Source organism: Clostridioides sp. LIBA-6622 (assembly GCF_056716095.1).
In genome coordinates this window covers 1,596,946-1,623,684 of record NZ_CP196998.1, presented here as the reverse complement: position 1 = coordinate 1,623,684, position 26,739 = coordinate 1,596,946, and the positions used below count along the sequence as shown (strand labels likewise).

Annotated in this window: 22 protein-coding genes and 1 other annotated feature; of the genes, 9 read left to right on the top strand and 13 right to left on the bottom strand. The window is 27.8% G+C overall.

What is annotated here, in order from left to right:
• Positions 1-69: 69 nt before the first annotated feature.
• From ACTG47_RS07740 to ACTG47_RS07730, 3 genes are all read right to left on the bottom strand, one after another.
• Positions 70-2,295, bottom strand: a complete 2,226-nt coding sequence (locus tag ACTG47_RS07740) for a bifunctional diguanylate cyclase/phosphodiesterase (RefSeq protein WP_479926704.1) — start codon at positions 2,293-2,295, stop codon at positions 70-72.
• Between the two features lie 246 nt (positions 2,296-2,541).
• Positions 2,542-3,936 carry an NADPH-dependent glutamate synthase gene (gene gltA / locus ACTG47_RS07735; RefSeq protein WP_479926703.1) on the bottom strand — a complete coding sequence of 465 codons (1,395 nt, stop codon included), beginning with the start codon at positions 3,934-3,936 and terminating at the stop codon, positions 2,542-2,544.
• Entirely contained in the window at positions 3,936-4,829 is an 894-nt protein-coding gene (locus ACTG47_RS07730; protein WP_054270028.1) for a sulfide/dihydroorotate dehydrogenase-like FAD/NAD-binding protein, read from the bottom strand. Before ACTG47_RS07730 ends, gltA begins: the two co-directional genes overlap by 1 nt.
• Positions 4,830-5,456: 627 nt before the next feature.
• Here ACTG47_RS07730 and ACTG47_RS07725 point away from each other — a divergent pair.
• Positions 5,457-6,308: a sulfurtransferase gene (locus ACTG47_RS07725; protein WP_479926702.1), complete on the top strand. Its 852-nt coding sequence runs from the start codon at positions 5,457-5,459 to the stop codon at positions 6,306-6,308.
• 139 nt (positions 6,309-6,447) lie between these two features.
• On the opposite strand, the gene ggt is transcribed toward ACTG47_RS07725, so the two are convergent.
• The 3 genes from ggt to ACTG47_RS07710 all read right to left on the bottom strand — a co-directional run bounded on the left by ggt (position 6,448) and on the right by ACTG47_RS07710 (position 10,965).
• Positions 6,448-8,061, bottom strand: coding sequence for a gamma-glutamyltransferase (gene ggt, locus ACTG47_RS07720; protein ID WP_479926701.1), 1,614 nt, complete (start codon positions 8,059-8,061; stop codon positions 6,448-6,450).
• Between the two features lie 212 nt (positions 8,062-8,273).
• On the bottom strand, positions 8,274-10,211 hold the full coding sequence (locus ACTG47_RS07715) for an FtsX-like permease family protein (protein ID WP_479926700.1): 1,938 nt from the start codon (positions 10,209-10,211) through the stop codon (positions 8,274-8,276).
• Entirely contained in the window at positions 10,198-10,965 is a 768-nt protein-coding gene (locus ACTG47_RS07710) for an ABC transporter ATP-binding protein (protein ID WP_479926699.1), read from the bottom strand. The genes ACTG47_RS07715 and ACTG47_RS07710 overlap by 14 nt, the downstream gene beginning before the upstream one ends.
• A gap of 288 nt (positions 10,966-11,253) precedes the next feature.
• On the opposite strand from ACTG47_RS07710, the gene ACTG47_RS07705 reads away from it, so the two are divergent.
• The 5 genes from ACTG47_RS07705 to ACTG47_RS07685 all read left to right on the top strand — a co-directional run bounded on the left by ACTG47_RS07705 (position 11,254) and on the right by ACTG47_RS07685 (position 16,219).
• Positions 11,254-11,928 carry a response regulator transcription factor gene (locus ACTG47_RS07705; RefSeq protein WP_479926698.1) on the top strand — a complete coding sequence of 225 codons (675 nt, stop codon included), beginning with the start codon at positions 11,254-11,256 and terminating at the stop codon, positions 11,926-11,928.
• Between the two features lie 23 nt (positions 11,929-11,951).
• On the top strand, positions 11,952-12,956 hold the full coding sequence (locus ACTG47_RS07700) for a HAMP domain-containing histidine kinase (RefSeq protein WP_479926697.1): 1,005 nt from the start codon (positions 11,952-11,954) through the stop codon (positions 12,954-12,956).
• A 116-nt stretch (positions 12,957-13,072) separates the two neighbouring features.
• On the top strand, positions 13,073-14,302 hold the full coding sequence (locus ACTG47_RS07695; RefSeq protein ID WP_169470014.1) for an efflux RND transporter periplasmic adaptor subunit: 1,230 nt from the start codon (positions 13,073-13,075) through the stop codon (positions 14,300-14,302).
• A gap of 7 nt (positions 14,303-14,309) precedes the next feature.
• Positions 14,310-14,984 (top strand): ABC transporter ATP-binding protein, encoded by a 675-nt coding sequence (locus ACTG47_RS07690; RefSeq protein WP_169470015.1) that lies wholly within the window; start codon positions 14,310-14,312, stop codon positions 14,982-14,984.
• Positions 14,985-14,986: 2 nt separating this feature from the next.
• On the top strand, positions 14,987-16,219 hold the full coding sequence (locus tag ACTG47_RS07685) for an ABC transporter permease (protein ID WP_479926696.1): 1,233 nt from the start codon (positions 14,987-14,989) through the stop codon (positions 16,217-16,219).
• An 88-nt stretch (positions 16,220-16,307) separates the two neighbouring features.
• Here the strand turns inward: ACTG47_RS07685 and ACTG47_RS07680 are convergent, their stop codons facing one another.
• From ACTG47_RS07680 to ACTG47_RS07660, 5 genes are all read right to left on the bottom strand, one after another.
• Positions 16,308-17,303, bottom strand: coding sequence for a GNAT family N-acetyltransferase (locus ACTG47_RS07680; RefSeq protein WP_479926695.1), 996 nt, complete (start codon positions 17,301-17,303; stop codon positions 16,308-16,310).
• Between the two features lie 32 nt (positions 17,304-17,335).
• Entirely contained in the window at positions 17,336-18,601 is a 1,266-nt protein-coding gene (locus ACTG47_RS07675; protein WP_479926694.1) for a dihydroorotase, read from the bottom strand.
• A 52-nt stretch (positions 18,602-18,653) separates the two neighbouring features.
• Complete coding sequence (locus tag ACTG47_RS07670; protein WP_479926693.1) at positions 18,654-19,802, bottom strand: DUF362 domain-containing protein; 1,149 nt, start codon at positions 19,800-19,802, stop codon at positions 18,654-18,656.
• 91 nt (positions 19,803-19,893) lie between these two features.
• Positions 19,894-20,439 carry an NADH peroxidase gene (locus ACTG47_RS07665; RefSeq protein WP_009889371.1) on the bottom strand — a complete coding sequence of 182 codons (546 nt, stop codon included), beginning with the start codon at positions 20,437-20,439 and terminating at the stop codon, positions 19,894-19,896.
• A 222-nt stretch (positions 20,440-20,661) separates the two neighbouring features.
• Positions 20,662-21,606: a DMT family transporter gene (locus tag ACTG47_RS07660; protein ID WP_479926692.1), complete on the bottom strand. Its 945-nt coding sequence runs from the start codon at positions 21,604-21,606 to the stop codon at positions 20,662-20,664.
• 371 nt (positions 21,607-21,977) lie between these two features.
• Here ACTG47_RS07660 and ACTG47_RS07655 point away from each other — a divergent pair, with 371 nt between their 5' ends.
• Positions 21,978-22,859, top strand: a complete 882-nt coding sequence (locus ACTG47_RS07655; protein WP_169470020.1) for a polysaccharide deacetylase family protein — start codon at positions 21,978-21,980, stop codon at positions 22,857-22,859.
• A gap of 59 nt (positions 22,860-22,918) precedes the next feature.
• Here the strand turns inward: ACTG47_RS07655 and tyrS are convergent, their stop codons facing one another.
• Positions 22,919-24,127 carry a tyrosine--tRNA ligase gene (gene tyrS / locus ACTG47_RS07650; protein WP_479926691.1) on the bottom strand — a complete coding sequence of 403 codons (1,209 nt, stop codon included), beginning with the start codon at positions 24,125-24,127 and terminating at the stop codon, positions 22,919-22,921.
• Between the two features lie 72 nt (positions 24,128-24,199).
• Positions 24,200-24,452: a binding site (T-box leader), on the bottom strand.
• A 151-nt stretch (positions 24,453-24,603) separates the two neighbouring features.
• Positions 24,604-25,572 (bottom strand): DUF2232 domain-containing protein, encoded by a 969-nt coding sequence (locus ACTG47_RS07645; protein WP_479926690.1) that lies wholly within the window; start codon positions 25,570-25,572, stop codon positions 24,604-24,606.
• Between the two features lie 172 nt (positions 25,573-25,744).
• Here ACTG47_RS07645 and ACTG47_RS07640 point away from each other — a divergent pair, with 172 nt between their 5' ends.
• Positions 25,745-26,191, top strand: coding sequence for a GNAT family N-acetyltransferase (locus tag ACTG47_RS07640; protein WP_169470023.1), 447 nt, complete (start codon positions 25,745-25,747; stop codon positions 26,189-26,191).
• A 319-nt stretch (positions 26,192-26,510) separates the two neighbouring features.
• Positions 26,511-26,738 carry a FeoA family protein gene (locus ACTG47_RS07635; protein WP_169470024.1) on the top strand — a complete coding sequence of 76 codons (228 nt, stop codon included), beginning with the start codon at positions 26,511-26,513 and terminating at the stop codon, positions 26,736-26,738.
• The last annotated feature ends 1 nt before the right edge of the window (position 26,739 follow it).

The window sequence follows — 26,739 nt, the reverse complement described above, 5'->3', positions numbered from 1 at the left end:
ATACCCTAACAATTAACTTACATATTTGTAAGCCAATTAAATTAGGGTATTAAACAATCTAACTAATTATTAATTATTATTAAATTTAAAATTTAAACGTTTTTCAAATTCATCTAAAACCATAGGTTTAGCAAATAAGTATCCCTGAACTTTATCACAACCTATTTCTTTTAAAAACTCTACTTGTTCATAAGTCTCTACACCTTCACAGATTACTTTAATATCAATAGCCTTTGCCATTTCTACTATTTTAGAAATAATAATTTTCCCACGTTTCGTGTCTGTTGTCTCAATTAAAAATCCTCTATCCAATTTTAGAACATCAAAAGGAAGGTCTTTTAATAAATTTAAAGATGAATATCCTGAGCCAAAGTCATCCATTGATATAATAAATCCTATTTTCTTAATCTTTTTCATTATATTAATCAATATATCTAAATTATCAAACACAACACTCTCAGTTAGTTCAAGTTCAATAAACTCAGGAGATATATTATACTTATTTATTAAATCAGTAATATTTTCTATAAAATTATCTCTGTACAAATGAACTCTAGACATATTCACTGAGATTGGTACAGGAGTATATCCTTCATTTATCCATTTACTAAGTGTCTTACAAACTTCTTCAAACACAAACATATCAATATTTACAATGAAGCCGTTTTTTTCAAATAAAGGTATAAAATCTATAGGTGAAATAAATCCCATTTCTGGACTATCCCATCTTATCAGAGCTTCTGCACCTTCGATTTTATTTCCATCATTTAGACTATACTTAGGCTGATAATATACTATAAATTCATTTTTTTCTAGAGCCTTATTCATATTGTCTTCCAATCGTTTTTCCTTATACAATCGATTTCTCGTTTCTTCATTAAAGAATGAATATGAGTGTTCGTATTTTTCTTTTTTAGTTTTTGCTGCAATATTTGCTCTATCAATTAGCAAATCAATCTTTTGAACATCATCTTTTTCAGTAACTTTATATATTCCACTTGACATAACAATTTTATATTTAGATGAATTATTAGTACTTAAGTTACAAATTTCGTTATTTATTTCAGATAATCTATCTAAAAGTTCATCTTCAGTACTACAAAAAACCAATAAGATAAAATGGTCATTATCCATCCTAGCACAAATCTCATATTTATTCATATTATTATTTAAAACATGTGCAATATGCGTTAATATCTTATTTCCTTCGGCATAACCAAACATCTCATTTATATATTTAAATTTATTTACATCTAACTGTACCAAGTAAAAATCATCTCGATAGTAATTCTTTAAAATATACATAGAATCTTTTCTAAACTTTTCCTTATTTTTTATTCCGCTTAGAGAATCATAATAAGCCAACTTTTTAAGCTGTTCTATTAACTTAGCATTACTTAATTTCCACAATATCATAAATATCAATATATAGAAATATAACTTTATTATAAAATTAATTATGAGACTTTTAAAGTTTTCAAATACATCACATTTTGATATTAAAGTCCAATTAGTATCCTTAATATTTGTATATCTTACACTATATAATCTCCAATTATTCCAATATAAAAAATTGCCTTGATGTTTTTCATTTATATTTTTTGAAATTTCGTTTTTAGTACTCTTTATGATATTTCCTTCTAAATACAAAGTATTACTTTTATTATTAATATAATTTTTATTTGGATGAGAAATAACAGTATAATCTTTGTCTATCATTATAAAATTAATAGAATCATCAAAGTTACTTCTACTTACTATTTTATTTACATCTTGAAAATAAAAAGAAGCAAAAATGGTTCCTATTACCTCATTATTTTTTACAATAGGCACATACATAATAAATACTTTATCGCCTGTAACATTACTAATCTCAATATCTGAAACTACTACCTGCTTTGTTTTAATTGCTTTCTTAAAACTAACCTTATTTTTTATTGAGCCAACTTTTTCTCTATATGTACTTGAAGTGTTTCCTTCTGTATCTGTTATACCAATCATAAAAAGATTATATTCTTTTTGATATGGTCTTAATAATTTCCCTTTTTCAATTAGAGATGTTTCACTATTAGAAAATCTACCATCTTGACTAAGAGCTTTTAATAAGGAAATATTTATTTTTAAATAGTCCTCAAGCTCTTTTTTTGATACCTCAAGCATATTTTCAGAAGTAGTTTTCATAGAATTACTTGCACATATAATTGTACTTGTGAAATCAATCAAGACTAATAGCATTAATAAAATTAATATATGCTTAAAAATTAGTCCGTCAAATACTTTTTCTTTTTTTCTCATATTAAAACACCATTAATTATACAATTTGTCGTTTTATCATCTAATATTAGATTTAGCAAATTTAATTTTATCAACCACACATTATTACCTCCTTATAAAACCTTTATTGTATACTATTTTATCACAATTATGTCTAATTATGGTAGAATAGTGTCAAATATTAAGACAACAACAGTTGCACAATTACAAAATAAAAAAATACCAAGCCAGAAATTATATTCTAGCTTGGTATTTTTAGTTTACAAATTAAGCATTAACTTTTGCTTTTAAGTATTCATCTATTGAAGCTGCTGCTGTTTTACCAGCTCCCATTGCAGATATTACTGTTGCTGCTCCAGTAACAGCATCTCCTCCTGCAAATACACCTTCTTTAGAAGTTTGACCATTTTCATCTGTTATTAAACATCTTCTCTTATTTATATCAAGACTCTTTGTTGTAGAAGATATTAATGGATTTGGACTTGTTCCAAGTGACATTATAACTGTATCTACATCAAGTACAAATTCAGAACCTTCTATTTCTATAGGTCTTCTTCTTCCAGAGTCATCTGGCTCTCCTAATTCCATTCTTATACAAACCATACCTTTAACGTATCCATTTTCATCTACTAAAATTTCTTTAGGATTTGTTAATGTATTAAATATAATACCTTCTTCTTTTGCATGGTGTACTTCTTCAGCTCTTGCTGGAAGCTCTTTTTCACTTCTTCTATAAACTATATATGATTCTGAACCTAATCTTAATGCAGTTCTAGCAGCGTCCATAGCAACATTTCCACCACCAACTACAGCAACTTTTTTACCAGAACTAATAGGTGTATCATAATCATCTCTGTAAGCTTTCATCAAGTTTACTCTAGTTAAAAACTCATTTGCTGAAAATACTCCATTTGCATTTTCTCCTGGTATATTCATAAACATTGGAAGACCAGCTCCTGAACCTATAAATATAGCTTCAAATCCTTCATCTTCTATAAGCTCATCTACTGTTATTGTTTTACCAACAATTACATTAGTTTCTATTTTTACACCTAATTTTCTTATATTATCTATTTCAGGTTGAACAACAGCTTGTTTTGGAAGTCTAAATTCAGGTATACCATAAGTTAAAACTCCACCTGGCTCATGCATTGCTTCAAAGATTGTTACATCATAACCTTTTTTAGCTAAATCACCAGCACAAGCTAGACCTGCTGGACCACTTCCTATTACTGCTACTTTTTGATTTTTCTTAGGCTCTGTATCAGATAAATTTATATCATTTTCTTTTGACCAATCTGCTACAAATCTTTCTAGTTTACCAATTGATACTGCATCTGATTTTATTCCAAGTATACATACACCCTCACATTGACTTTCTTGTGGGCATACTCTACCACAAACAGCTGGTAATGAACTACTCTTAGCTATTACTTTAGCAGCACCTTCTATATCATCTTCTTTAACTTTTGTTATAAATCCAGGAATATCTATTCCTACTGGACATCCACCTACACATTTTGGTTTTTTACAAGCCAAACATCTATTAGCTTCTGAGATAGCTTCTTCTTTATTGTATCCTAAACACACTTCATCAAAATTTGTTGCTCTTACAGCAGGTTCTTGTTCTCTAACTGGTACTTTTACTTTTTTAGCATCCATTATTTGTTACCTCCACATCCACAATTACTATGATGATGACTATCGCCTTCTTCAAGTTTTAGCATAGCTCTTCCTTCTTGAGTCTTGTACATAGATTGTCTTCTCATCGCTTGGTCAAAATCAACTAAATGTCCATCAAATTCTGGGCCGTCTACACATGCAAACTTAGTTTCATCTCCAACACTAACTCTACAACCACCACACATACCTGTTCCATCAATCATTATTGTATTTAAACTTACTATAGTAGGTATATTTAACTCTTTAGTTAATTGGCACATAAATTTCATCATTATCATTGGTCCAATTACTATTGCTTGGTCATATTTTTTACCTTGATTATCAACTAAATCTTTTAATAAGTCTGTAACTCTTCCATTAAATCCATATGTACCATCATCTGTTGATACGTATACGTTTTTAGCTACTTCTCTCATATCATCTTCTAATATGATTAATTCTTTAGTTCTTGCACCAATTATTACATCTACATCTAATCCATTCTCTTTAAACCATTTAACTTGTGGATACACTGGAGCAGAACCAACTCCACCAGCTACAAATAATATTTTTTTATTTTTTAACTCTTCTATATCTTCATGTATAAATTCACTTGCTTGTCCTAATGGCCCTACAAAGTCCATTACAAAATCGTTTTCTTCAAACATCGCTAATTTTTTAGTTGAAGCACCAACTGTTTGGAATACGATAGTGACTGTTCCTTTTTCTCTATCATAGTCAGCTATTGTTAGAGGAATTCTTTCTCCCTTTTCGTCATTTTTAATTATTATAAATTGACCAGGTTGAGAAGATTTTGCAACTCTAGGCGCCTCTATTTCCATCAAATAAATACTATCTGTTAATTGTCTCTTACTAACTATTCTATTACTCATCTCGCTATTCTCCATTCTAACAAATATATTTTTCCCACTCTAAATTTAATTAAAAACATAAACACACAAAACTATAACTTCTTATAATATAATATTAGTTCTTGATTAATTGTTTTGTATTGGACATCCCCCCTATAAAATAATTATAACTGCCCAAACTACAAATAGTTGATATTAACAAATTTGTTTTAATTACCAATAAACACTAAGTCTATATCATATGTCTAATTTGTTATAGATTTAACCTAATACACACTTAAAGTATACTATATTATGCCAAATTTGTAACAAAAATTTTATAAATACATAATAAAATTTTTTTATTCAATTATTTATTTAATAAATTAGCTTAGATTTTCATAATAACACTTATTTCTTTAAAAACTAAACGTGTATAAGGCTTTAATCTATTGCAATACCAGCTTTCATATTGTATAAAATATACCCTTATTTTATTATATATCTAAAATTTTCAATATTCATTAATTATTTGAATTTTTATATAAAATTTTTACAATTTCTAAAGATTTATTTACTTATGTAATAAATTATAATAATATTAATTTATAAAGTTAATAATTAATATGAAGTAAAATAAAAATAATATAAACATAGGAGGTACATTCTTTGAAAAACATTATTTCTGCAAAAGAACTCATATCAAAGCTAGAACAAAATGATAATCTAGTCATTATAGATTGTAGATTTGACCTTATTAATAGAACTTATGGTATCGATTCTTATAAAAAAGGACACATAAAAGGTAGTTTTATCTTAGATATAGACAATGATTTATCGTCTCCTACAAAAGAACATGGTGGTAAAAACCCTTTGCAAGACCCTTTCATATTAAAAGAAAAGTTAGAAAAAATGGGTGTTGATAACGATACTACAATTATAACTTATGATGATGGAGATTTAAATGGAGCTTGTAGATTATTTTTCCAATTAAAACATTTAGGTCTTAAGAATGTTTATGTACTAGATGGAGGAATAACATCTTTCATAAACGAAGGCGGAGAGCTAGAAGAAAAAGTGAATATCCCAAATTGTATAGGTAAAGAAATTAAACCAAATATAAATGATGATTTGGTTGTACCAATGGAATATGTTAAATCTAAATTATATAAAAAAGATACTGTAATCATAGATTGTCGTGCCAACGAAAGATACCAAGGTTTAGTTGAGCCTGCTTACTCAAAAGCTGGTCATATACCTAGTGCTAAGAATTATTTCTGTAAGGATTTAATAAAAAGTAATTTTGAAAATGGATCACTTAAAGACATAGAATTTTTAAAGGATTTCTTCAAGGATTTAAATACTTATGATGAAGTAATTTTATCTTGTGGCTCAGGAATATCTGCTTGTGTCAATAGTCTTGCTCTTAGAGAACTTGACATACCTCATAAGATTTATGTTGGTAGCTTTAGTGACTGGATTAGTTACGATGACAATGAAATTAAAACTGGTCAAGAATAAAACTAATAACATATAAAATCAATCTATAATATCTTAAATATTATAAAGTATCATAAAGGCGTTAGTCATTGAAGACTTTCGCCTTTAATTATTACTTCTTATACATTTTTGAATTTATAATATATATATTTTGATAATATTAATAAACTGCAACATGACCATCACATCTTGATTCTGTTGCACAGATATAACTTTCTTGTTCTGTTTTGAATATTATTTGACCTCTTCCCATATCGACACTATCATTAATTACTTTTATTTCATGCCCTTTTTCAACTAATGAATCTATGATGTGTTTTGGCATATCTGATTCAACTTCTATTTTCTTGCCTTCTATCCACTGCCATCTTGGAGCATCTAGTGCTTCTTGAGGATTTAAACCAAAATCTATCATGTTTGTTAGTACTTGAATATGCCCTTGTGGTTGCATAAAGGCACCCATTACACCAAATGGTCCTATTGCTTTATCTTCCTTGCCTAAAAATCCAGGTATTATAGTATGATAAGGTTTTTTAAATGGTTTTACTACGTTATGATGTTCAGGGTCTAAGTTGAAATTATTTCCTCTACTATGTAATGCAATACCAGTGTTTGGTATCACAATTCCAGAACCAAAGTTTATATAGTTACTCTGTATATATGAAACCATATTTCCATCCATGTCAGCAGTACAAAGATATACTGTGCCACCACAATATGGTTCTCCTGCACTTGGATACAGAGCCTTCTTGTTATTGATTAATGAACTTCTTTTTTTAGCATACTCTTGGTTTAATAAATCTTGAACCTTTACCTTCATATGCTCTATATCAGTTACATAAGTTTTAGAATCTGCAAAAGCTAATTTTAAACTTTCTATAATTTTATGTATGTCTTCCACATTTTCTATATTTCCTTCTATATCTAGTTCTTTTAATATATTAAGTGCCATTAAAACCGTTATTCCATGTCCATTTGGTGGAATTTCAAATATCTTATACCCTTTATATTCTGTACTTATAGGTTCTACCCATGTTGGATAAAAACGCTCTAAATCGCTTTTTCTTATAGCTCCATCAAACTTTCTAGAATATTCATCTATTTTATCAGCAAGTCTTCCTCTATAAAAGCTTTCAGCTTGAGTATTTGCTATTTCTTCTAATGTATTTGCATGTTCTTCACATATAAATATGTCTCCAGCTTCTGGAGCTTTCCCATCTTTAGAAAATGTATCAAACCATGGTCTGAATTCTTCCCCAATAAGCTCTTTTTCATATAGTTCATATGATTTTTTCCAAACTTTAGCCACATTAGGAGATACTACATAACCCTCTCTTGCATAGTTTATTGCTGGAGATAAACATTCCTTTAAACTAAGTTTACCATACTTTTTATTTAATTCTGCCCAAGCTGCAGGTATTCCAGGTACAGTTACTGCTCCAAATCCATACTTTGGCATTTCCTCCATATTATCATAATTATTTAATTCCATCTTTTCTGGAGCAAAACCACTAGAGTTTAGACCATACAATTTTTTTTCTTCCTCTATCCAAACAAGGGCATATGCATCTCCCCCAATCCCATTGCTTGTTGGTTCTACTACTGATAATGTGGCAGCTGTTGCAACTGCTGCATCCACAGCATTACCACCTTTTTTTAATATTTCAAGCCCAGCTTGAGATGCTAGTGGTGTTGATGTTGCAACTGCACCATTTTTAGCATATACGACATTTCTTATTGATGAATATTTATGTTGATAAGCGTTAAACTTCATAAACTTCAACTCCTTGTCATTTTTTATTTGTTATTTTTCCTAAATTTATTATATAACATCAAGTAATACAACTGATACAAAATATAAACTTTTTCCAAAGCTTAATTCATTCATCATAATATGTGCTCATATAAACCCTAAGATTTTCTAGATTAGCTTAAATAATTTAATTTATTAAGAAAATTTTTTTAAGACTTTTAATAAAAATCAAACTATTCTATTATCATATTTTGAGCGTATTTTAATGTTAAAAAATAATATATAAAGTATCCTATATAATAAATGATTAAAGTTATGATAATTGGAATAATTATTGACCTAGGTATAAACTTTTGTGCAATTGACATTGCAAATAGATTATGAATTGTGCCTACGACTAATGGTAGTAAAAATACAACTTTTAATTGTATTGATATTATTTTCTCAATATCCTTGTTATTTGCTCCAAGTTTTATTAACATAACGTATCTCTCTTTATCATCATATATACTTGATAGTTGCTTAAACAGAATTATACTACCTGTGCATAAAAGAAACACTACAGATAAAAATATACCTATAAATAGCATAAGACCACTTACTTTTATCAAATTATTATAGTTTTCAGTCCTCGATGTAAAATTAAAAGGATAAGTAAGTTTAACATTTTTATTCACTATATTCTTCAATTTTAAAGTCAAATCAAGCCCTTTCTTTTCATTGTCTACATCAATTAATCTTATTAGTCTAGAGCTTTTGTCTGATTTTAACTGATTAAAAACTTTATCTTTTACTACTACTAAATCAAATGTAGATTGTGAATTTATTTCTGGTTCTAAGATATTTTCTTGTACTGTAAAAAAATTTGTATCATATTCTTTTTCACCTTTAATGTATAGATTTATTTCGTCAGTATTAAAACTTTCAAAAAATATTTTCTTATATGAATCAGAAACATAATACACATATTCATCTGAAGATAAATCTTTATAATCCTTCTTCTGATACTGTCTTAATTTTTTAAAATCACTTTCTTTAATGAAGTCCACGGATATTATATCTTTTCTTTGATTATTTTCATTTTTATAGTACATTTCAAAGATTATATTTTTATCTATAAGCTCTATTGTCTTATCAAAGATTATCTTATTATCATTTTTGTATTTATATATCAAATTGTCAATTTCATTATTTACATAATCATTTCCTACATTTATTGTATAACTGTATTTGTAATTTTCACTTATATTTCTATCTATATCATAGTAAAGTGATATAGTAAATCCTAGCATAGTTACACTTGTAGCTATTAGTATTGCTATTATCGCCAGTATCCTACTATTACTTTTCAACTTAAATCCAAGTTCAGAAAAAGCAATTAGATTTCTTCCTTTATAATAAAAGCTTTTTTTCTTCTTAACAGTATCAATGATTATAGACATAACTGATGAGAAGAATAAAAAAGTTCCAGGTATTATTGTAATTAATATAAAAACAGAAAGCATAATATTCTCAGCAATAAAATAACTAATTGACATAAGATAAGAAATTGTTATCAATAAAATACCAAGTATTCCTTTTAGCCTTATACATTTTTTAGTTGTATGCTTTTCTGGCAATTTATTAAATAATTCCACAATCCTTTTATTTCTTATAACCATAGTATTTCTTATTCCAATAACTATGAATATTATTAAAAATACAACTATTGTTTGAACTAAAGCCTTTATACTTAAATTCATCTTTACCACTATCATTTCATTCATTAACTTTACAAGTATCATAGTCATAAGCTTTGAAAATAACAATCCTAAAAATATTCCTATTAATATAGCAAGTATTCCCATCAAAAAAGTCTCATATAAAAACATTCTTCCTATTTGATTTTTCCTCATTCCAAGTAAACTATAAGTTCCAACTTCTCGTCTACGTCTATTAAAAAAAAATGAGTTTGAATAATATATAAATAAGAAAATAAATATAATTATTACAATTGAACTTGTATTAATACTCATCTTAGTTTTTTCGCCAAGTGAGCTTAAAGCTTCATTATACTCTATAGATTTAAAACTAAAAAATATAAACACACTAAATACAATTGAAATAAAGTACATTAAATAGTTAAAAAAACTATTTTTTACGTTTTGTATTGCAATTCTAAATAAACTCATTTTTATTAACTCCTCCAATTAAGGAAACTGTATTTACTATTTTATTATAAAATTCCCTAGTGCTTTCTCCCTTGACAATCTCTGTAAATATTATTCCATCCTTTATAAAGAGTATCCTATCGCAAAAACTTGCACATGTGGCATCATGAGTTACCATCAATATCGTTCTATTGTTATTTTTATTTAATTTCAATAGACAGTTCAATAAATCCCTAGCAGATTTGGAATCTAATGCTCCTGTGGGTTCATCTGCAAGTATTAATGATGGTTTTGTTGCTATTGCTCTACAAACAGCTCCTCTTTGTTTCTGTCCTCCTGAAACTTCACTTGGGTATTTATATAATATTGATTCTATATTTAATTCTCTTGATATTTCTTGTATTCTATTTTCTATTACTGATACTCTTTCATTTTTTAAAGAAAGGGGCAACATTATGTTTTCTTTTATTGTAAGAGTCTCTAAAAGATTAGAATCTTGAAACACAAATCCAAGATTATCACGTCTAAAATCTGCTAATTCATTTTGCTTCATTTTAACAATATTATTTCTATTTATATAAACCTCTCCTGATGAAGGCAAATCTATCGTAGAAATGATATTTAAAAGAGTTGATTTGCCAGCACCAGATGAACCCATAATACCAACAAATTCTCCTTTATAGACTTTAAAATGTATTCCTCTTAAAGCTTCAAATTTTGAACCTCTTCTTCCATACTTTTTTTTTATATTTTCAACAGATAATATTTCTTCCATAGTTAAATAATCACCTCTAAGCATAATTAGTTATTTATTAATTCTCACAAATATATTATATATATTAAAATAGCCTTTAAACATTTAATTACATTAATTTAAAGTTACATTTATGTAAGTATTTATTATATTTCTTCATTTTTATTGTAATTATGTTTAAAATATAATTTATCAAGCAAAATATAGTTATATTAGTATAATTATTTTAGATTATAAGGTAGAAAAATTTTAATTTATCAAGTAAAATAAGGTTATGTTAATATAACTATTTTGAATTAGGAGGTAAGAATGTTTAAAATAATGGTAATTGAAGATGATGTTTCATTAAAGAATATCATAGCAGAATGTCTTTCTAAATGGGGACATGATGTGTATCAAATAGAAAATCTTGAAAATATCATAGAAGAATTTAGAAACTATGAACCACAATTAGTTTTATTGGATATAAATCTTCCATTTTATGATGGTTTTCATTGGTGTAATGAAATAAGAAAAATTTCAAAAGTCCCTATAATCTTTATTTCTTCAAGAAACTCTAATATGGATGTAATAATGGGGGTAAATCTGGGAGCAGATGATTATATACAAAAACCATTTTCTATAGATGTTTTAGTAGCTAAAGTTAATGCCCTTTTAAGAAGAACTTATAATTTTGTTGAGAATAATTCAAATCAAATTGTTCATAATGGTGTTATCTTAGATTTATCAACTGCAACCATATGTTATGAAGACAATATTGTTGAATTAACCAAAAATGAAATTAAAATTCTACATGAGCTTATGAAGTATAAGGGGCAGATAGTTAGTAGGAATAAACTTATGAAAAAACTATGGGATAATGATTGGTTTGTAGATGATAATACATTAACTGTAAATGTAAACCGAATACGAGTAAAATTAAATGAAATTGGGTTGGAAGATTTTATAGATACAAAACGAGGATTAGGTTATATAATCAATTAAAACAACTCTAAGTAGGTGAATTTATGAGCTTTAAAGATTTTCTCAAAGATAAGCTTGGATTTTTGATATACAATTTTACTTTCTTAATTTTTACAATAGCAGTTATTGTATTTTCTCCTGTAGAAATTTTTTTAATTGACACTATTTTATATATATTAATTATAAATGTTGCATTTTTATTGTTATATCTACTAATTAGCTACATAAAGAAAAATAAATTTTTAAATGACATAAAAAATGACACACTTAAGATTAATACCAATGATATAGAATTAATTAAGTGTAAAAATGAAGAAAAAATATATTTGAACATCATTAAAAATTATCAATATAAGTGTAATGAAATAATAAACAATAATGTTAAAAAATTTGAAGAAAATAAAGAGATTATGAGTATGTGGGTACATGATATAAAGATGCCTATAGCAATAATAAAACTTACGCTCGAGCAGAATGAAAATTTAATTGATGAAAAAACTTCTAATGATATAGACAATGAAATATTTAGAATTGAAAATTCTGTTGAAAAAATTTTATACTTATCCAAACTTGAAGATTTTCATAAAGATTTTTTGATTCAAGAAGTGAACATTGAAAAGATTATTAGAGATATTATAAGAAAATATTCAAAATATTTTATTTCAAAAAAAATAATTTTAGACTTAAATAATTTGAATTTTAAAGTTTTATCAGACGATAAATGGCTCTACTTCATATTCGAGCAATTATTGAGTAATTCCCTAAAATATTCCTCATTAGGAGATAATATATCTATCTATTGCAAAACAACCAAAAATTATTTACAATTAAGAGTGGAAGATACTGGTTGTGGTATAAAAAAGGAAGATTTAAATCGAATATTCAATAAGGGATTTACAGGTAATAATGGAAGAAATAACGCTAAATCTACAGGACTTGGGCTTTATTTAGCAAAAGAACTTTGTGATAAACTTGGCCATAAAATCGATGTAGATTCAGAGTACAATCAATATACAAAATTTACTATTACATTCAAATGTGATTTATAGTATCTTAGTATTGATAGTTTATTTCTATTTAACTTATATTCAACAGGCTTCTTAATAATGATTCTATATGTACATCCCAGTATATAATAAATAGTTTTTATAAAAAGGAGGAAGACATGTCTTTTCTAAAAAAATTTAAAAAGAAAAAATTTAGAAATAGCAGCTTCAAAAGTAACAACTTTAGAAGTAGTAGTTTTGGAAGTAATGGCTTCAAAGCTAAAAATAAAGGTTTTAAAAACAATCCCTTTAAAAATAAAAGATTCAAAATTTATGCAGGAATAGTAGTAATCATACTTCTAATTTTAGGGGTACTTGCTTACAATGATGCGAAAAACACTAAATTACAAGCTAATGAAAACTTTATAGAAACATATACTGTTCCTGAAAATGAGAAAATATTTATAAATGGTATGGTTGTTCCCAAACAGACTAAAGACTTTAATATCTCTGGAGATTATGAACTAAGTGCTGTTAATGTCACAAATGGTCAAAAAGTAAACCAAGGAGACCTTCTTTTTACTGCTAAAAACCCAACTATAATAGCAGAAATAGATAGTTTAAAATCGCAACTTAGCCAATACAAAAAACAAAAAATATCACTTTCTGATATTACTGAAAATAGAGATGCTATCGCTTCTATAAATGCTCAGATAACTGCTTTAAATTCTCAGATAGCTTCTTTAGATAAGAAAGCATATGATAGCGTTACTGCTCCTTTTGATGGTACTGTATACTTAAATGACCAAACTGGAAATCCAGACCAACCAGCTTCATTTATGACTATTCAAGGTCTAGAGTTTTATATGAAAGGACAAGCAAGCGAACAAGATTTACCTAAAATGAAAATTGACCAAATGGTTAATATATTAGTTTTCTCAACTGACCAAAAGCTTACTGGTAGAATAAGTTTTATATCTGATAAGCCATCTACCCCAAATACTGAGATGGGAGCTCAACAGAATACTCTATCTTATTATGATATAAATATAGCATTTGATAATCAAGAAGGACTAGTAAATGGATTCCATCTTCAAGCATCACTTGAAGTAGCTAGTTCAAGCTTTAAAATACCAGCATCTTGTGTGCTTAAAGACAAAAAACACTCATACGTATTTAAGGATTTAGATGGTATATTGAAAAAACAAATTGTAGATGTAGCAAGTCAAAATGATGATTTTGCTGTAGTTAGAGGCGGTCTTGAGCAAGGCGATATAGTAATAAAACACCCTACTAAAGAAATGAAAGAAGGAAACCCAGTTCAAGGCGATGGCGTAACTGCTGGTTCTGATAATGGAGATGCTACTCCAAATAAAAAAGTAAAAGAAGTTACTATGGATGTGAATTAATTTACATATGTTAATAAAATTAGAAAATATTCAAAAGTATTACAAAGTAGGGAAAGATGAATTACATGTTTTAAAATCCTTAAATTTAGAAATTGATTCTGGAGAATTTGTCATGATAATGGGTAAATCTGGTAGTGGTAAAACTACTTTACTTAATATCTTAGGTTTTCTTGATGTATTTGATGAAGGAAGATATATATTTGATGGAACAGATGTAACTAATTTGAGTGAAAATGAACGTTCTGTTTTTAGAAACATTAATATTGGATTTGTTTTTCAACAATTTAATTTAATAGAAACTTTAAATGTATATCAAAATGTAGAGTTACCTCTAATCTATAATAAGGCACTAAAAAAATCTGAAAGAGAAGAAATTGTTAAAGATAAATTAAAATCTGTTGGACTTTTGGATAAACTTAAACAAAAACCTCTTCAATTATCTGGTGGTCAGCAACAGCGTGTAGCCATTGCACGCTGTCTGGCAAATGACCCTCAAATAATCTTTGCTGATGAGCCAACAGGAGCGTTAGATAGCGAAACTAGCAAAGAAATTATGGAACTTTTAACAGAACTTAATGAACAAGGTAAGACTATAATAATGGTTACACATGATCAAGATTTAACTAAGTATGCAACTAAGGTCATACGACTTAAAGATGGTGTGTTTACTTCGGAGGTGTAATCATGAGCTTATTGAAAAATTCGTTGTCTAATTTAAAAGGGCACAAACTTCGTGTCTTTGTAGCTTTGCTTTGGATTATAATAGGAATAACTTCAGTAATACTTGTTAGTTCTATAGGTAATGGGTTTCAGAAAGAAATTAAGAAGTCTGTAAACAATGTAAACCCTAATAAAACTACTATTTCGTTTGAATCAGCTGATAATACAGGTCTTACTGATGATATGAGTATATTTTTAAAACCATTTAATGCAAAAGACTTAGAAGAATTATCATTTATTGAAGGTGTAGAAAGAATCGCTCCATCAAGAGATGGGTTTAATCTGGATTCAACTTACTCTTCACAAGCATCTTTTGATAAAAAGAGCACTTATGTTGATATAGGCCCAGTAAAAAAAGATTCTAAAATAAATTTAGTTTGTGGTAGAGATTTTTCTTTGGATGATGAAAAAAGAAAAGTAATTTTACTTACATTGCAAAGTACAAGTGAAATTTTTGAAAATCCAGAAGATGCTTTAGGGCATGGTATCAACATAAATGGAACTATATTTGAGATAATTGGAGTGTTAGATGATTCTCAACAGAACCAAGATATGGGATTCTTTGGTGGTTATCAAGATATGCAGTTTACTACTTCTCTTATACCTAAAAAAGCTTTTGACAGTTTAATGAGTCAAAATTCTTATTCAAATGAAATCTATCAATTAGACTTAGTTTCTTCTAATGGGTATAATGTGAATGAAGTTGCAAACAATGTCATAGCTAAACTATATGAGATGCATCCTGGTATCAATGGTTCTTATACTACACCAGACCCAACAGAACAGACAACTTATCTTGAAAGTATTAATTCTAATGTAAACAAATATGTATCTATAATAACTGTAGTTGCAATGTTTGTTGGTGGTATTGGTGTAATGAATATAATGTATGTTTCTGTTATGGAAAGACAAAGAGAAATTGGTATAAGACGTGCCATTGGTGCAAAACCTAGGTCTATATTATTTCAATTTTTAGTTGAGGCTGTATTTATAACAGTATGTGGTGGAATTTTAGGAACTATAGTTGGATTTATTGCTACTAATTACGTTTCTAAATACATCGGATTTGAAGCCATTCCTAGTTTAAATAGCTTATTTTATGCTATTATAGCTACTATATTAACTGGAGTTGTGTTTGGTTTAATCCCAGCCTTTAAAGCCTCTAAACTAGACCCTATAAAGGCGATTTATAAGTAAAAACTTAAGTTTAATATATAACGCACTATTATATATGATAGATTAAGAATTTAATCTTCTTCAAATATAATAGTGCGTTCTTTAGTTTCTAGTCTATTATTTTTCTTATAAAATCTGTTTTATTATCACAGTAAGCATTAACATCATATCTATAAAGTTTTGCTAGTTTTTTCTTTAAATTAGAATACTCTTTAACTTTATCTGGGTTTAGTCTTAAATAATCTCTAAATTTAACATGTTCTAAATATCCCTTTCCATTTTTGGGACATACATATAAATTATGTTCCATAAAATCAGTTGTATCATATAAAAAGGCTTCTCTTCCTTCTATATCCAAATTACCAAGATGTCTATACCCTAATTTTTCTAATTTACTTATAACACCTTTTAAATAATTGTAGTTTTCAATTACTACATCAACATCCAATCTTGGCTTTGCAGAAAGACCTTCAACAGAGGTGCTACCAACATGTTCTATTTTTAAAATTGAGTCTCCTAACACCTTTTCTAGTGTAGATTTTAACTTTTCAAACTCATATTTCCAACTTGGATTATACTCTACTACTTCAACAATCTTTGTAGTTAATCCAGTTACCTTTAGTTGATAGATGTCATGTTTCATTACTTTTCCTTTGTAAATCTTATCATACTCTGATATTTTTTTCATACCTAGTCTCTTTGCTACATTTATAGATGTTATATTTCCAGGTCTTATATCTGCCACCAAAGTGTCTGCTTTTAAATTTTTAATAGCATAATCTATACAAGCAATTGCACCTTCAGTAGCATATCCTTGGTTCCAATATTCTTTTTTTAGTATATATCCTATTCCTAATCCTATGTCTTGCTTTATAAGGCCTATCTGTCCAACTACATCTTCTCTTTCCTTATCTATAGCAATAAAGTATCCATGCCCATCATTATCATATCTTTGTATATTTCTATCTATCCATTCCAAAACTTCTTCATTAGAGAAAGAATGTTCCCAAGCATACATTACCTCTATATCTTGTAAGATTTTACTTATTTCCTCAAAGTCATTATGACTCATTTTTCTAATATATAATCTTTTACTTTCAATCATTGTATTCACCGCCTTCAAAAGATAATCCTAAATTAAGCGTTATATACAATTTCTCCATTACATATTGTATAATTAACCTTACCATATAAAGTCTTTCCTTTAAATGGTGAATTATCTGCTTTAGAAGCAAAGCTTTCAACTGTCCATTCTTCTTCAGGATTAAATATAACAATATCTGCTATTGCTCCTTCTTCTATAAAGCCAATATTTAAATTGTATAATTTTGCAGGGTTTGTAGACATTTTTTCTATTAACTGCATCATACTAAGATGATTTTTATGAACTAAGTTTGTTATTCCAAGAGATAAAGATGTCTCCAACCCAATAATTCCACTTGGAGCTTTAATGAATTCTCTGTCTTTTTCTTCTTTACTATGTGGTGCATGGTCTGTTGCTATTATTTCAATAGTACCATCATTTAATCCTTCTATAATCTTATCTCTATCCCATTTACTTCTTAAAGGTGGATTCATTTTTGCATTTGTTCCAAACTCTAACACATCTTCCTCAGTCAATGTAAAGTGATGTGGAGAAGCTTCTGCAACTACATTTGCACCAAGATATTTTGCAAATCTAACCATATCAACAGATACCCCAGAACTTATATGTTGTATATCAATCTTTGCACCAGTTTTTAATGCCAACATACAATCTCTAGCTACCATAACATCTTCTGCCACACTTGATGCACCCTTTAATCCTAGTTTTGAAGCTATATTTCCTGCATTCACACCTGGATTTCCAACTAAAGAAGGGTCTTCTTCATGAAAACTAAGTGGTACATCTAACTCTTTTGCCTTAATCATAGCTTCCATAATTAGACTGCTATCCATTAGAGGTAGTCCATCATCAGTAAATCCTGGTACACCAGCTTTTTTAAGATTTTCCATATCAACCAACTCTTTACCTTCAAAACCTTTAGTTATAGCAGCTGCTTGTAAAACATTTATACATGCACTTTTTGACTTTTCTTTAATATAATTAAAAGTATCTTCATTATCCACAATAGGATTAGTATTTGCCATGCATATAACAGTTGTAAATCCTCCTCTAGCAGCAGCTTTAGCTCCACTTTCTATATCTTCTTTATATGTAAATCCTGGGTCTCTAAAGTGAACATGTACATCCACTAAACCTGGTGCAATTATATTATCACTAGCATCTATTACCTTTTCATATTCGTCATTTTCATCAAATTTACCTATTTTATAAATTTTATTTTCTTTTATAATTAAATCAATTTTCTCATCTCTTTGACTCTTAGGATCTATTACTCTACCATTTTTAATTAAAATCATGTTATTTCTCCTTTATACTTTTCATTTATATAGACTCATATAATATTATACATTATTTTACATACTTAAATACAAAATTACGTTTGACATCAATAGCCTTTTTAGGACAAAGTTCATGGCAACAGTAACATCTTATACACTTACTTAAGTCTATAATAGCACCCTTATTTCCCATCTCTATAGTACTTGCAGGGCAAGCTTCCTTACATTTTCCACATTTTATACAATCTTTGAATCTGACCACAGGTTTTGGTGTTATAAGTTTTGAAATAGGCTCATTTAAAAATTTTGGTAGTTTTACGGAAAATAATCTTAAATCTTTACTCACATTTGGAACTTTATAGTCTTTTATAATTAAATCATCTATATCTTCTCCTACAATCTCAACATCTGAAAAATCTGCTTCTATATATCCTCTTTTTATAGCTCCTCTAATTGTAGCAACTCTATTTGGAAGTAAGTTTATAATCTTACATGCAACTACATCTATAGCATATAGATTTTGTGATGCTAACAATGCACCTATTTCTCGAGTAGTCCCAGCTGAAGGTCCATCGCCTTCCATCCCTACTATTCCGTCCATAATTGTCAATGTCGGTTTTACATAATCACAAATATCCAAAAGTACATTTTCACAAAATAATTCTTCTGTAGGAAATCTATAATGTATTTCTGCTTTTTTCAGTCCAGCTATACATCCATACAAGTTTTTTGTGCCACCAGTAAAAGTCGCCATCACATGTGTCTTTAATTTGCAAATATTTATTACATAATCCGCATCTACTATTGGTTTAATAATATCCATATATTTTAGAACATGTGCTCTTTCACTATGTATCTTAACATCTGAAACATCATAATTTAATTTAATACACAAATCATTTGCTACCTCTTCAATTCCGGATGCCTTATAAATACTTTTAAGAGAGCTTTGATTATATGGACCACCAGGGCTATCTGCTATTGTAATATCACAATTTAACTCTAAAAGCTTTTCACATACAACTCTTACAACCATAGGATGCGTAGTTGTAGCTTCTTCAGGTCTTTTCTTCATCAATAAATTTGGCTTTACAAGTACTTTACTTCCTTTTTTAACAAATTTATCAATACCTCCAATATCCTCTAAATTCTTTTCAATGGAATATCTTACATCTTCATAATTATAAGTTCTGCAACTCCTAACAGATACTGCTTTCATATTATTTCCACCTTTTTATCACAACAGTTTATTTTTATAATTTAAAAAAGGAGAAACCAAAGTTTCTCCTTTTAATCTATGTTTTTAATTATTATTTTCCAAAATGTCTGTTTAATAATCCTAAGAATGCTTTACCATGTCTAGCTTCATCTTTACACATTTCATGTACTGTATCATGTATAGCATCTAATCCTAATTCTTTAGCTCTCTTAGCTAATTTTAATTTTCCATCAGTTGCACCATACTCAGCATCAACTCTAACTCTTAAGTTTTCTTTTGTATCTGCAACTACAACTTCTCCAAGAAGTTCTGCAAATTTAGCAGCATGCTCAGCTTCTTCAAAAGCTATTCTCTTGTAAGCTTCTGCTACTTCTGGATAACCTTCTCTATCAGCTTGTCTACTCATTGCTAAGTACATTCCTACTTCTGTACATTCACCAGTAAAGTTAGCTCTTAATCCTTCGATTATTTCTGCATCTACACCTTGAGCTACTCCTATTCTATGTTCATCAGCCCAAACCATTTCGCCTTTCATCTCTTCGAATTTATCAGCTCCAACTTTACATACTGGACATTGTGCTGGTGCAGCATCTCCTTCATGTATATATCCACATACTGTACAAACAAATTTTTTCATAATTAATTTCCTCCCAATTTTATATAATTAAATTTTTATTTTTAAGTTTAATAACTTGCTACAAGAATATATATACCCCTGGCTTTTTAGTTTAAACACTAAAAACAAAATTTATTTCCTAATTAATTTTATCACTTTGAAACACCAGTATCAACCAAGTTTTGATGTCAAATTTCTACATAATATATAGTTTATTTGATTAATTAGGAAATAATTGTCTTATTAAATACTTTCCAATGAAGACTCTTTTGAATCTTTAAGTTTCACTTTTTTGCTCTTTAAAAAAGACAATTTTGTTTCTGCTGTTATGATTGCAACAAATATTAATATGCTACCAATAACCAATTTTACTGTAATAAGCTCTTTTAGAATTATTATAGAAAATATAGTACCAAATACAGCTTCTGTAGATAATATTATAGCTGTTCTAGTTCCATCAACTCTTTTTTGACATATAGTTTGAAATAAAAATCCTATTGTAGTACTAAATATAGCTAGATATATAGTTCCCATATATCCAGATAATTCAGCTTCCATCTTCAATTGCCCTGCAAATGTTTGAACTACTAAAGACATTAAAAATGCTACAGTAAATTGAACAGCTGTTAATGCCATTGGGTTATTATCTTTCGCAAACTCACTTGTAAAGAATATGTGAAATGCAAATCCAAATGAACATATAAGTGTTAGTAAATCTCCAAAATTGATAGAGAAATCTGCTTCTAAAGAAAGTATACCAATCCCTATAAGAGCTACCAAACTGCTTATTATTCCTATCTTATCAAGTTTTCTTTTATAAAGTATAAATCCTATGAATGGAACTATTACAACATTTGCTGCTGTTATAAATGCATTCTTAGATGGTGTAGTGTACATAAGTCCAATGGTTTGTACTGTGAAAGCTAGGAATAAAAATATTCCTAAAAGTGTTCCTGCTTTTAACAACTTTTTTCCCATACTAGCACGAATCTGTTTAAAAAACAGTAAATTCATAATCACGGCTGCTAAGAAGAATCTTAAGGTTATGATTTGTAGAGGTGTAAGCCCACCGTCTAATGCAAATTGGGTTGCTACAAAGCCACTTCCCCATATAATTGCTATAAATATTAGTCCTATTTCTCCAAAGTATTTTTTCAATAAAGCCCCCTCCTTTTTATTTTTTTGCAAAATTATAAACCCCCTAAACAGCAAGAGAGTTTTTCTATAAGCATTACTATAAAATATAGTAAATTTTTTCAGTATTTTAAATCAAGATTTATATCTATCATGAGCTCAAATTTATATCCACTATTTAACAGTAATATATTAATCATTTTTTGTAAACACCTTTTTAGTAAATTTTTTTATTTTTTTACTTATACTAAATTTTTTTATAAATAGCTTTAATATATTATACATTAATATTATGCAAATAATGTCAAATAAGTTACACTTTGTTTATCTTAGTTACAACTTTGTCGGTTTACTTTTTCTACTTTCTTCGATATAATTATAATATATTTTTGATACAATTCGACAAAAGGGGGAATGCTGTAATCATGGTAAAAAGAAGAAAAAAGAAAACTATTACACTTACTATAATGGTTGTAATAGTGATTGGTATTTTTTCTATGGCATGGGCGGATATGTCTAGAAAAAAAGAAATTAAGGAAACTCAAGAAAGAATCAAGGCTGAAAAGCTGGAAAAGGAAAGAATTGAAAAAGAAAAAAATGAACCTATTATTGGTGCAAAAAAAGAAGCCGCAAAAGAATATGGATATGATGCAAAATTAGTTTGGGATAAACTTAGCAAATACGACTATTCAAATAACGGAGAAAAGATAGTCTTTCTTACATTTGATGATGGACCATCTACTACTAATACTCCACAAGTCCTAGATATCTTGAAAAAACATAGTGTTAGAGGAACTTTCTTTATTAAAGGTGATTCACTTGAAAGAAATGGTGCTAATGAAATTTTAAAAAGAACATTTGATGAAGGAAATGCAATAGCTCATCACTCTTACACTCACGACTATAAAAAACTATATCCTGGCAGAAGCCTAAATCTTGATACATTCGTAAATGAACTTAACAAAACTGATGAAGCTATGAAAAAGGTTTTAGGAAAGAATTTCTCATCAAACGTAGTTAGATGCCCAGGCGGATATATGTCTTGGAAGAATATGGAGCCTCTAGGTAACTACTTAAAAGAGAAAAATATGGCATCAATTGATTGGAATGCTTTAAATGCTGATGCAGAAGGTAAAAAGAAAAATGCTCAAGAGTTATTTGAACATGCAAAGAAATCTTCTGAAGGTAAAGAAATGGTTGTTCTTTTAATGCATGATACTTATGGAAAGCAAGAAACAGTAAATGCACTAGACCAAGTTATAACATATTTTAAAGATAATGGTTATCAATTTAAAATTTTAATATAATAAAAAAGCAAGCTCATTGATTGTACTTTTATAATCAATGCACTTGCTTTTATTTTAATCTATTTTACTAGCTCAATTTTTACAAATTTTTTCTTTCCTATTTGAACAACTAATTCACTTTCTTTAACAATAGCACTTAAGTCCTCTACTTTTTCACCATTTACCTTTACTCCACCTTGAGAAGCTAATCTTCTAACTTCACTCTTACTCTTAACAATCTCATTAGCCACTAATACTTCAATTAAATCAAATCCTTCTTCCTTAACTTGAATTGTTTGTATATCTTCAGGTATTTGACCTTTTTGGAATACAGATTTAAATCTTTCTTCAGCTTCTTTAGCAGATTCTTTTCCATGGTATAATGTAACGATTTCTCTTGCTAAGTTCATCTTTATATCTCTTGGATTTACTGAACCATCTTTTAACTGAGATTCTATTTTATTAACTTCATCAGGATGAACATCAGTTACTAAATTATAGTACTTAATTATAAGTTCATCAGGAATTTCCATAGATTTTTGGTACATTATTCCTGCTTCTTCATCTATTCCAATATAGTTACCTAAACTCTTACTCATTTTTTCTTTTCCATCTAATCCTTCTATTAAAGGCATCATTATTACTATTTGAGACTCCATACCAAATTCTCTTTGTAATGATCTTCCCATTAATAGGTTAAATCTTTGGTCAGTTCCACCAAGCTCTATATCAGCTTCTAATGCTATAGAATCATATGCTTGCATTAATGGGTAGAAGAATTCATGTACTGATATTGGCATTTGTCCTTCGTATCTCTTCTTGAAATCTTCTCTTTCTAACATTCTTGCAACAGTAATAGTTGCTGCTAATTTTATTACATCTTCAAAATTTAATTTAGCTAACCACTCACTATTAAATCTTACAATAGTTTTTTCTTTATCTAAAACTTTGAAAATTTGTTCTTGATAAGTCTTTGCATTCTCAAGAACTTGTTCTGTTGTTAAAGCTTTTCTAGCTTTAGATTTTCCAGTTGGGTCTCCAATTTTTCCTGTAAAATCTCCAATTATTATTACTATTTGATGACCTAAATCTTGTAGTTGCTTCATCTTTCTAAGAACTACTGTATGCCCTAAATGTATATCTGGAGCACTTGGGTCTAGACCCAATTTTACTATCATAGGTTTTCCTTCTTTTTCTGATTTAATAAGCTTTTCTCTTAACTCTTTTTCATCTATTAAATCGTCTACACCTTTCATAATTATTCGTATTTGCTCGTCTATCGATTTCATTTTTCATTCCTCCTAAAATATTTATATAATCTTTAATTTTTATTTTTATAATAAAAAAAGCTTCCATCCTATTAAAAGGACGAAAGCATTGCTTACGTGTTACCACCTTAGTTCATCAATATCTCACGATACTAATCTCTTAGAGTATAATTACATATACCCATATACTATAACGTGTACTACTCCGATATCTCCTAATGGTTGTCATCTTTCAGAGATAGTGCTCTGAGATGTATTCAAACTAAATCAATTTATTCCATTTCACCAAACTGGAACTCTCTGTTAAATAAAACTTAGCTCTACTTCTTCTCTTCATAGCATCTATATATTCAGATTATTTCATCAATTACAAGAAATTTTTCTTAACTTACTCATAATATATTATTATTTTTGCATTTTGTCAACCTTTTTTATTATTATATACATGTTTTTTTACATTATACTATCTTTTTATATTTTTTACCAATATCTAAAATTTATTTTTCAATTAAGATGTTAATTTGTTTATTGACAATATTGCTCTGATTCAATCTTACATTTATTTTCTTGTTTAAAAATGCATTTACTATTATTAATCCCACAATAGTCACATCAAGCATTAAACATAATAATAAAATTATTATTAAAAAAGAAATTCTAGCATATAATAATTTTCTAAATTTAGATATTATAAAGTTTTGCAAAGACATACATGAATCTCTAATTATAAAATAAATACATAGATATGCAATTGATATTAAGATTGTTTTTAAATAAACAAAATCAATTTTAATATTTAATAACTTCACAATTTCAAAAATAGCTAAATAGGAAACACATATGTAAAAAACTTTCTTAGAACAACATAAAAATTGATTTAGACTTCTAAAATTTTTAAATATTAAATACTTTTTTAAAGAATTCGAACCTAATATATGCAATTTATGTCCCAGAATCAAACTTAAAAAATATATACAAAAAACCATACCAAATGGAAATAAAGCTATCATCAAGTAATAAATAATATTTGCATATCCATTAAAATAAATTAATTTACTATATCCCTGAAATTCTTTCATAAAACTATAACCTATCAATGCTGAAGCATATATATCAATAAAAACCATTACAATTATTCCAAGTATTGAACCATATACTAAATCATCCATCACCATTGTAGGTTTATTTATAAAGTAACCACACATTATACCAAGTAATACACTTTGGCTTGCCCAAATAGCAGTTCCTAGATTTCCAAGTACTAGAGAAATTATTAAAAGTGATGTAATACCAGATAAAACAGTATACTTTAAATCACATTTTAAACATATTATACAAAAAAATATTGGTACTATAAAATCTAGATAAATAGCATACCCAAATCCAGTACCCACGGCTACAATTGTCACTACTATAAATAAAGATGATAATAAAGATGCTTCAGTTAATTTTTTAGTAGTATTCAAAACAAGTCCTCCATAAATCATAAATTTTCTAACTAAAACTTTATTTTTAATATAGTATATCATTTTTTCAAAATATTTTTAACAAATATAAATTTTAATGAAAGTATCTATATTAGAAATGATATAATATATCTTAATATTCAGTTTTTTAAGACATTAGGAGGTAATTACTATGTTTAAAATTAAACACTTTAATGATTTAAGTTTAGATGAATTCTATGAAATAGCAAAATCAAGATACGAGGTATTTGCTTGTGAACAAAAAATATTTTCATTAAACGATTATGATGATATAGATAAAAACTCTTATCACATATTTTTAAAAGAGGATGGATTGATTTGTGCTTATGCTAGAATAATACCTAGAGAATATAGTTCTTATGACGATGTTTCTATTGGTAGAGTTTTAGTTCTTTCTAATCATAGAAAAAAAGGATTAGCAAAACAAATGATGGATTGTGCTATAGATTTTATAAAGATTAATTTACATGAAAATAATATAACTTTGTCAGCACAAGCTTATATAAAGAATCTTTATTTATCTTGTGGTTTTAAGGAAATATCAGAAGTATATGATGAAGCTGGTATTGAACATATTAAAATGAGATTACAGTGTTGACAAGCTAATATCGTTAATATATAATTTAAGTATAGATAATATATTGAATTGATATTTAGGTATTTGAAAATACCTTACATAGAGTCAGAAGGCTTTTGCTTTCTGACTTTTTTTATTATTAAAATTCAATAATTATATAGATTCAAAATGTTAATTTTTATTCTATATTCTACTTTCCCCAAAAGTAAGAATTATACCCAACTTTGTGATAGGCATCCTGCCTATCTTTTTTTTGTTAAAGTAACAAGGTAATAATATAATGCATAGTTTAAAATAAGAAGATTAGCTCAGGCTAAATTTCATGCATGGAGGTGCTACTATGAAAAATCTTAACGACATCCAAGTGAAAAAAACTGTTAAAGTTGAAGATATATTATCTAGTGGTAATTTAAGAGAAAGAATGTTGGCGCTTGGTCTTACTAGAGGAGCTGTTATAGATGTAGTTAGAAAAGGTCCAAAAAATAATTTAACTGTCTACAATATCAGAGGTAGTAAGATAGCTCTACGACAAGAAGAAAGTAGCTTAATATTAGTTTCTGACATTTAAA

Bases quoted from the DNA above. Each gene is read 5' to 3' on its own strand.
- ACTG47_RS07635 (WP_169470024.1), top strand. From the start codon at position 26,511: ATGAAAAATCTTAACGACATCCAAGTGAAAAAAACTGTTAAAGTTGAA.
- ACTG47_RS07705 (WP_479926698.1), top strand. From the start codon at position 11,254: ATGTTTAAAATAATGGTAATTGAAGATGATGTTTCATTAAAGAATATC.
- ACTG47_RS07675 (WP_479926694.1), bottom strand. From the start codon at position 18,601: ATGATTTTAATTAAAAATGGTAGAGTAATAGATCCTAAGAGTCAAAGA.
- ACTG47_RS07715 (WP_479926700.1), bottom strand. From the start codon at position 10,211: ATGAGTTTATTTAGAATTGCAATACAAAACGTAAAAAATAGTTTTTTT.
- tyrS (WP_479926691.1), bottom strand. From the start codon at position 24,127: ATGAAATCGATAGACGAGCAAATACGAATAATTATGAAAGGTGTAGAC.
- ACTG47_RS07730 (WP_054270028.1), bottom strand. From the start codon at position 4,829: ATGAGTAATAGAATAGTTAGTAAGAGACAATTAACAGATAGTATTTAT.
- ACTG47_RS07710 (WP_479926699.1), bottom strand. From the start codon at position 10,965: ATGGAAGAAATATTATCTGTTGAAAATATAAAAAAAAAGTATGGAAGA.
- ACTG47_RS07690 (WP_169470015.1), top strand. From the start codon at position 14,310: ATGTTAATAAAATTAGAAAATATTCAAAAGTATTACAAAGTAGGGAAA.
- ACTG47_RS07680 (WP_479926695.1), bottom strand. From the start codon at position 17,303: ATGATTGAAAGTAAAAGATTATATATTAGAAAAATGAGTCATAATGAC.
- gltA (WP_479926703.1), bottom strand. From the start codon at position 3,936: ATGGATGCTAAAAAAGTAAAAGTACCAGTTAGAGAACAAGAACCTGCT.
- ACTG47_RS07700 (WP_479926697.1), top strand. From the start codon at position 11,952: ATGAGCTTTAAAGATTTTCTCAAAGATAAGCTTGGATTTTTGATATAC.
- ACTG47_RS07740 (WP_479926704.1), bottom strand. From the start codon at position 2,295: ATGAGAAAAAAAGAAAAAGTATTTGACGGACTAATTTTTAAGCATATA.
- ACTG47_RS07640 (WP_169470023.1), top strand. From the start codon at position 25,745: ATGTTTAAAATTAAACACTTTAATGATTTAAGTTTAGATGAATTCTAT.
- ACTG47_RS07665 (WP_009889371.1), bottom strand. From the start codon at position 20,439: ATGAAAAAATTTGTTTGTACAGTATGTGGATATATACATGAAGGAGAT.
- ACTG47_RS07685 (WP_479926696.1), top strand. From the start codon at position 14,987: ATGAGCTTATTGAAAAATTCGTTGTCTAATTTAAAAGGGCACAAACTT.
- ACTG47_RS07655 (WP_169470020.1), top strand. From the start codon at position 21,978: ATGGTAAAAAGAAGAAAAAAGAAAACTATTACACTTACTATAATGGTT.
- ggt (WP_479926701.1), bottom strand. From the start codon at position 8,061: ATGAAGTTTAACGCTTATCAACATAAATATTCATCAATAAGAAATGTC.
- ACTG47_RS07670 (WP_479926693.1), bottom strand. From the start codon at position 19,802: ATGAAAGCAGTATCTGTTAGGAGTTGCAGAACTTATAATTATGAAGAT.
- ACTG47_RS07695 (WP_169470014.1), top strand. From the start codon at position 13,073: ATGTCTTTTCTAAAAAAATTTAAAAAGAAAAAATTTAGAAATAGCAGC.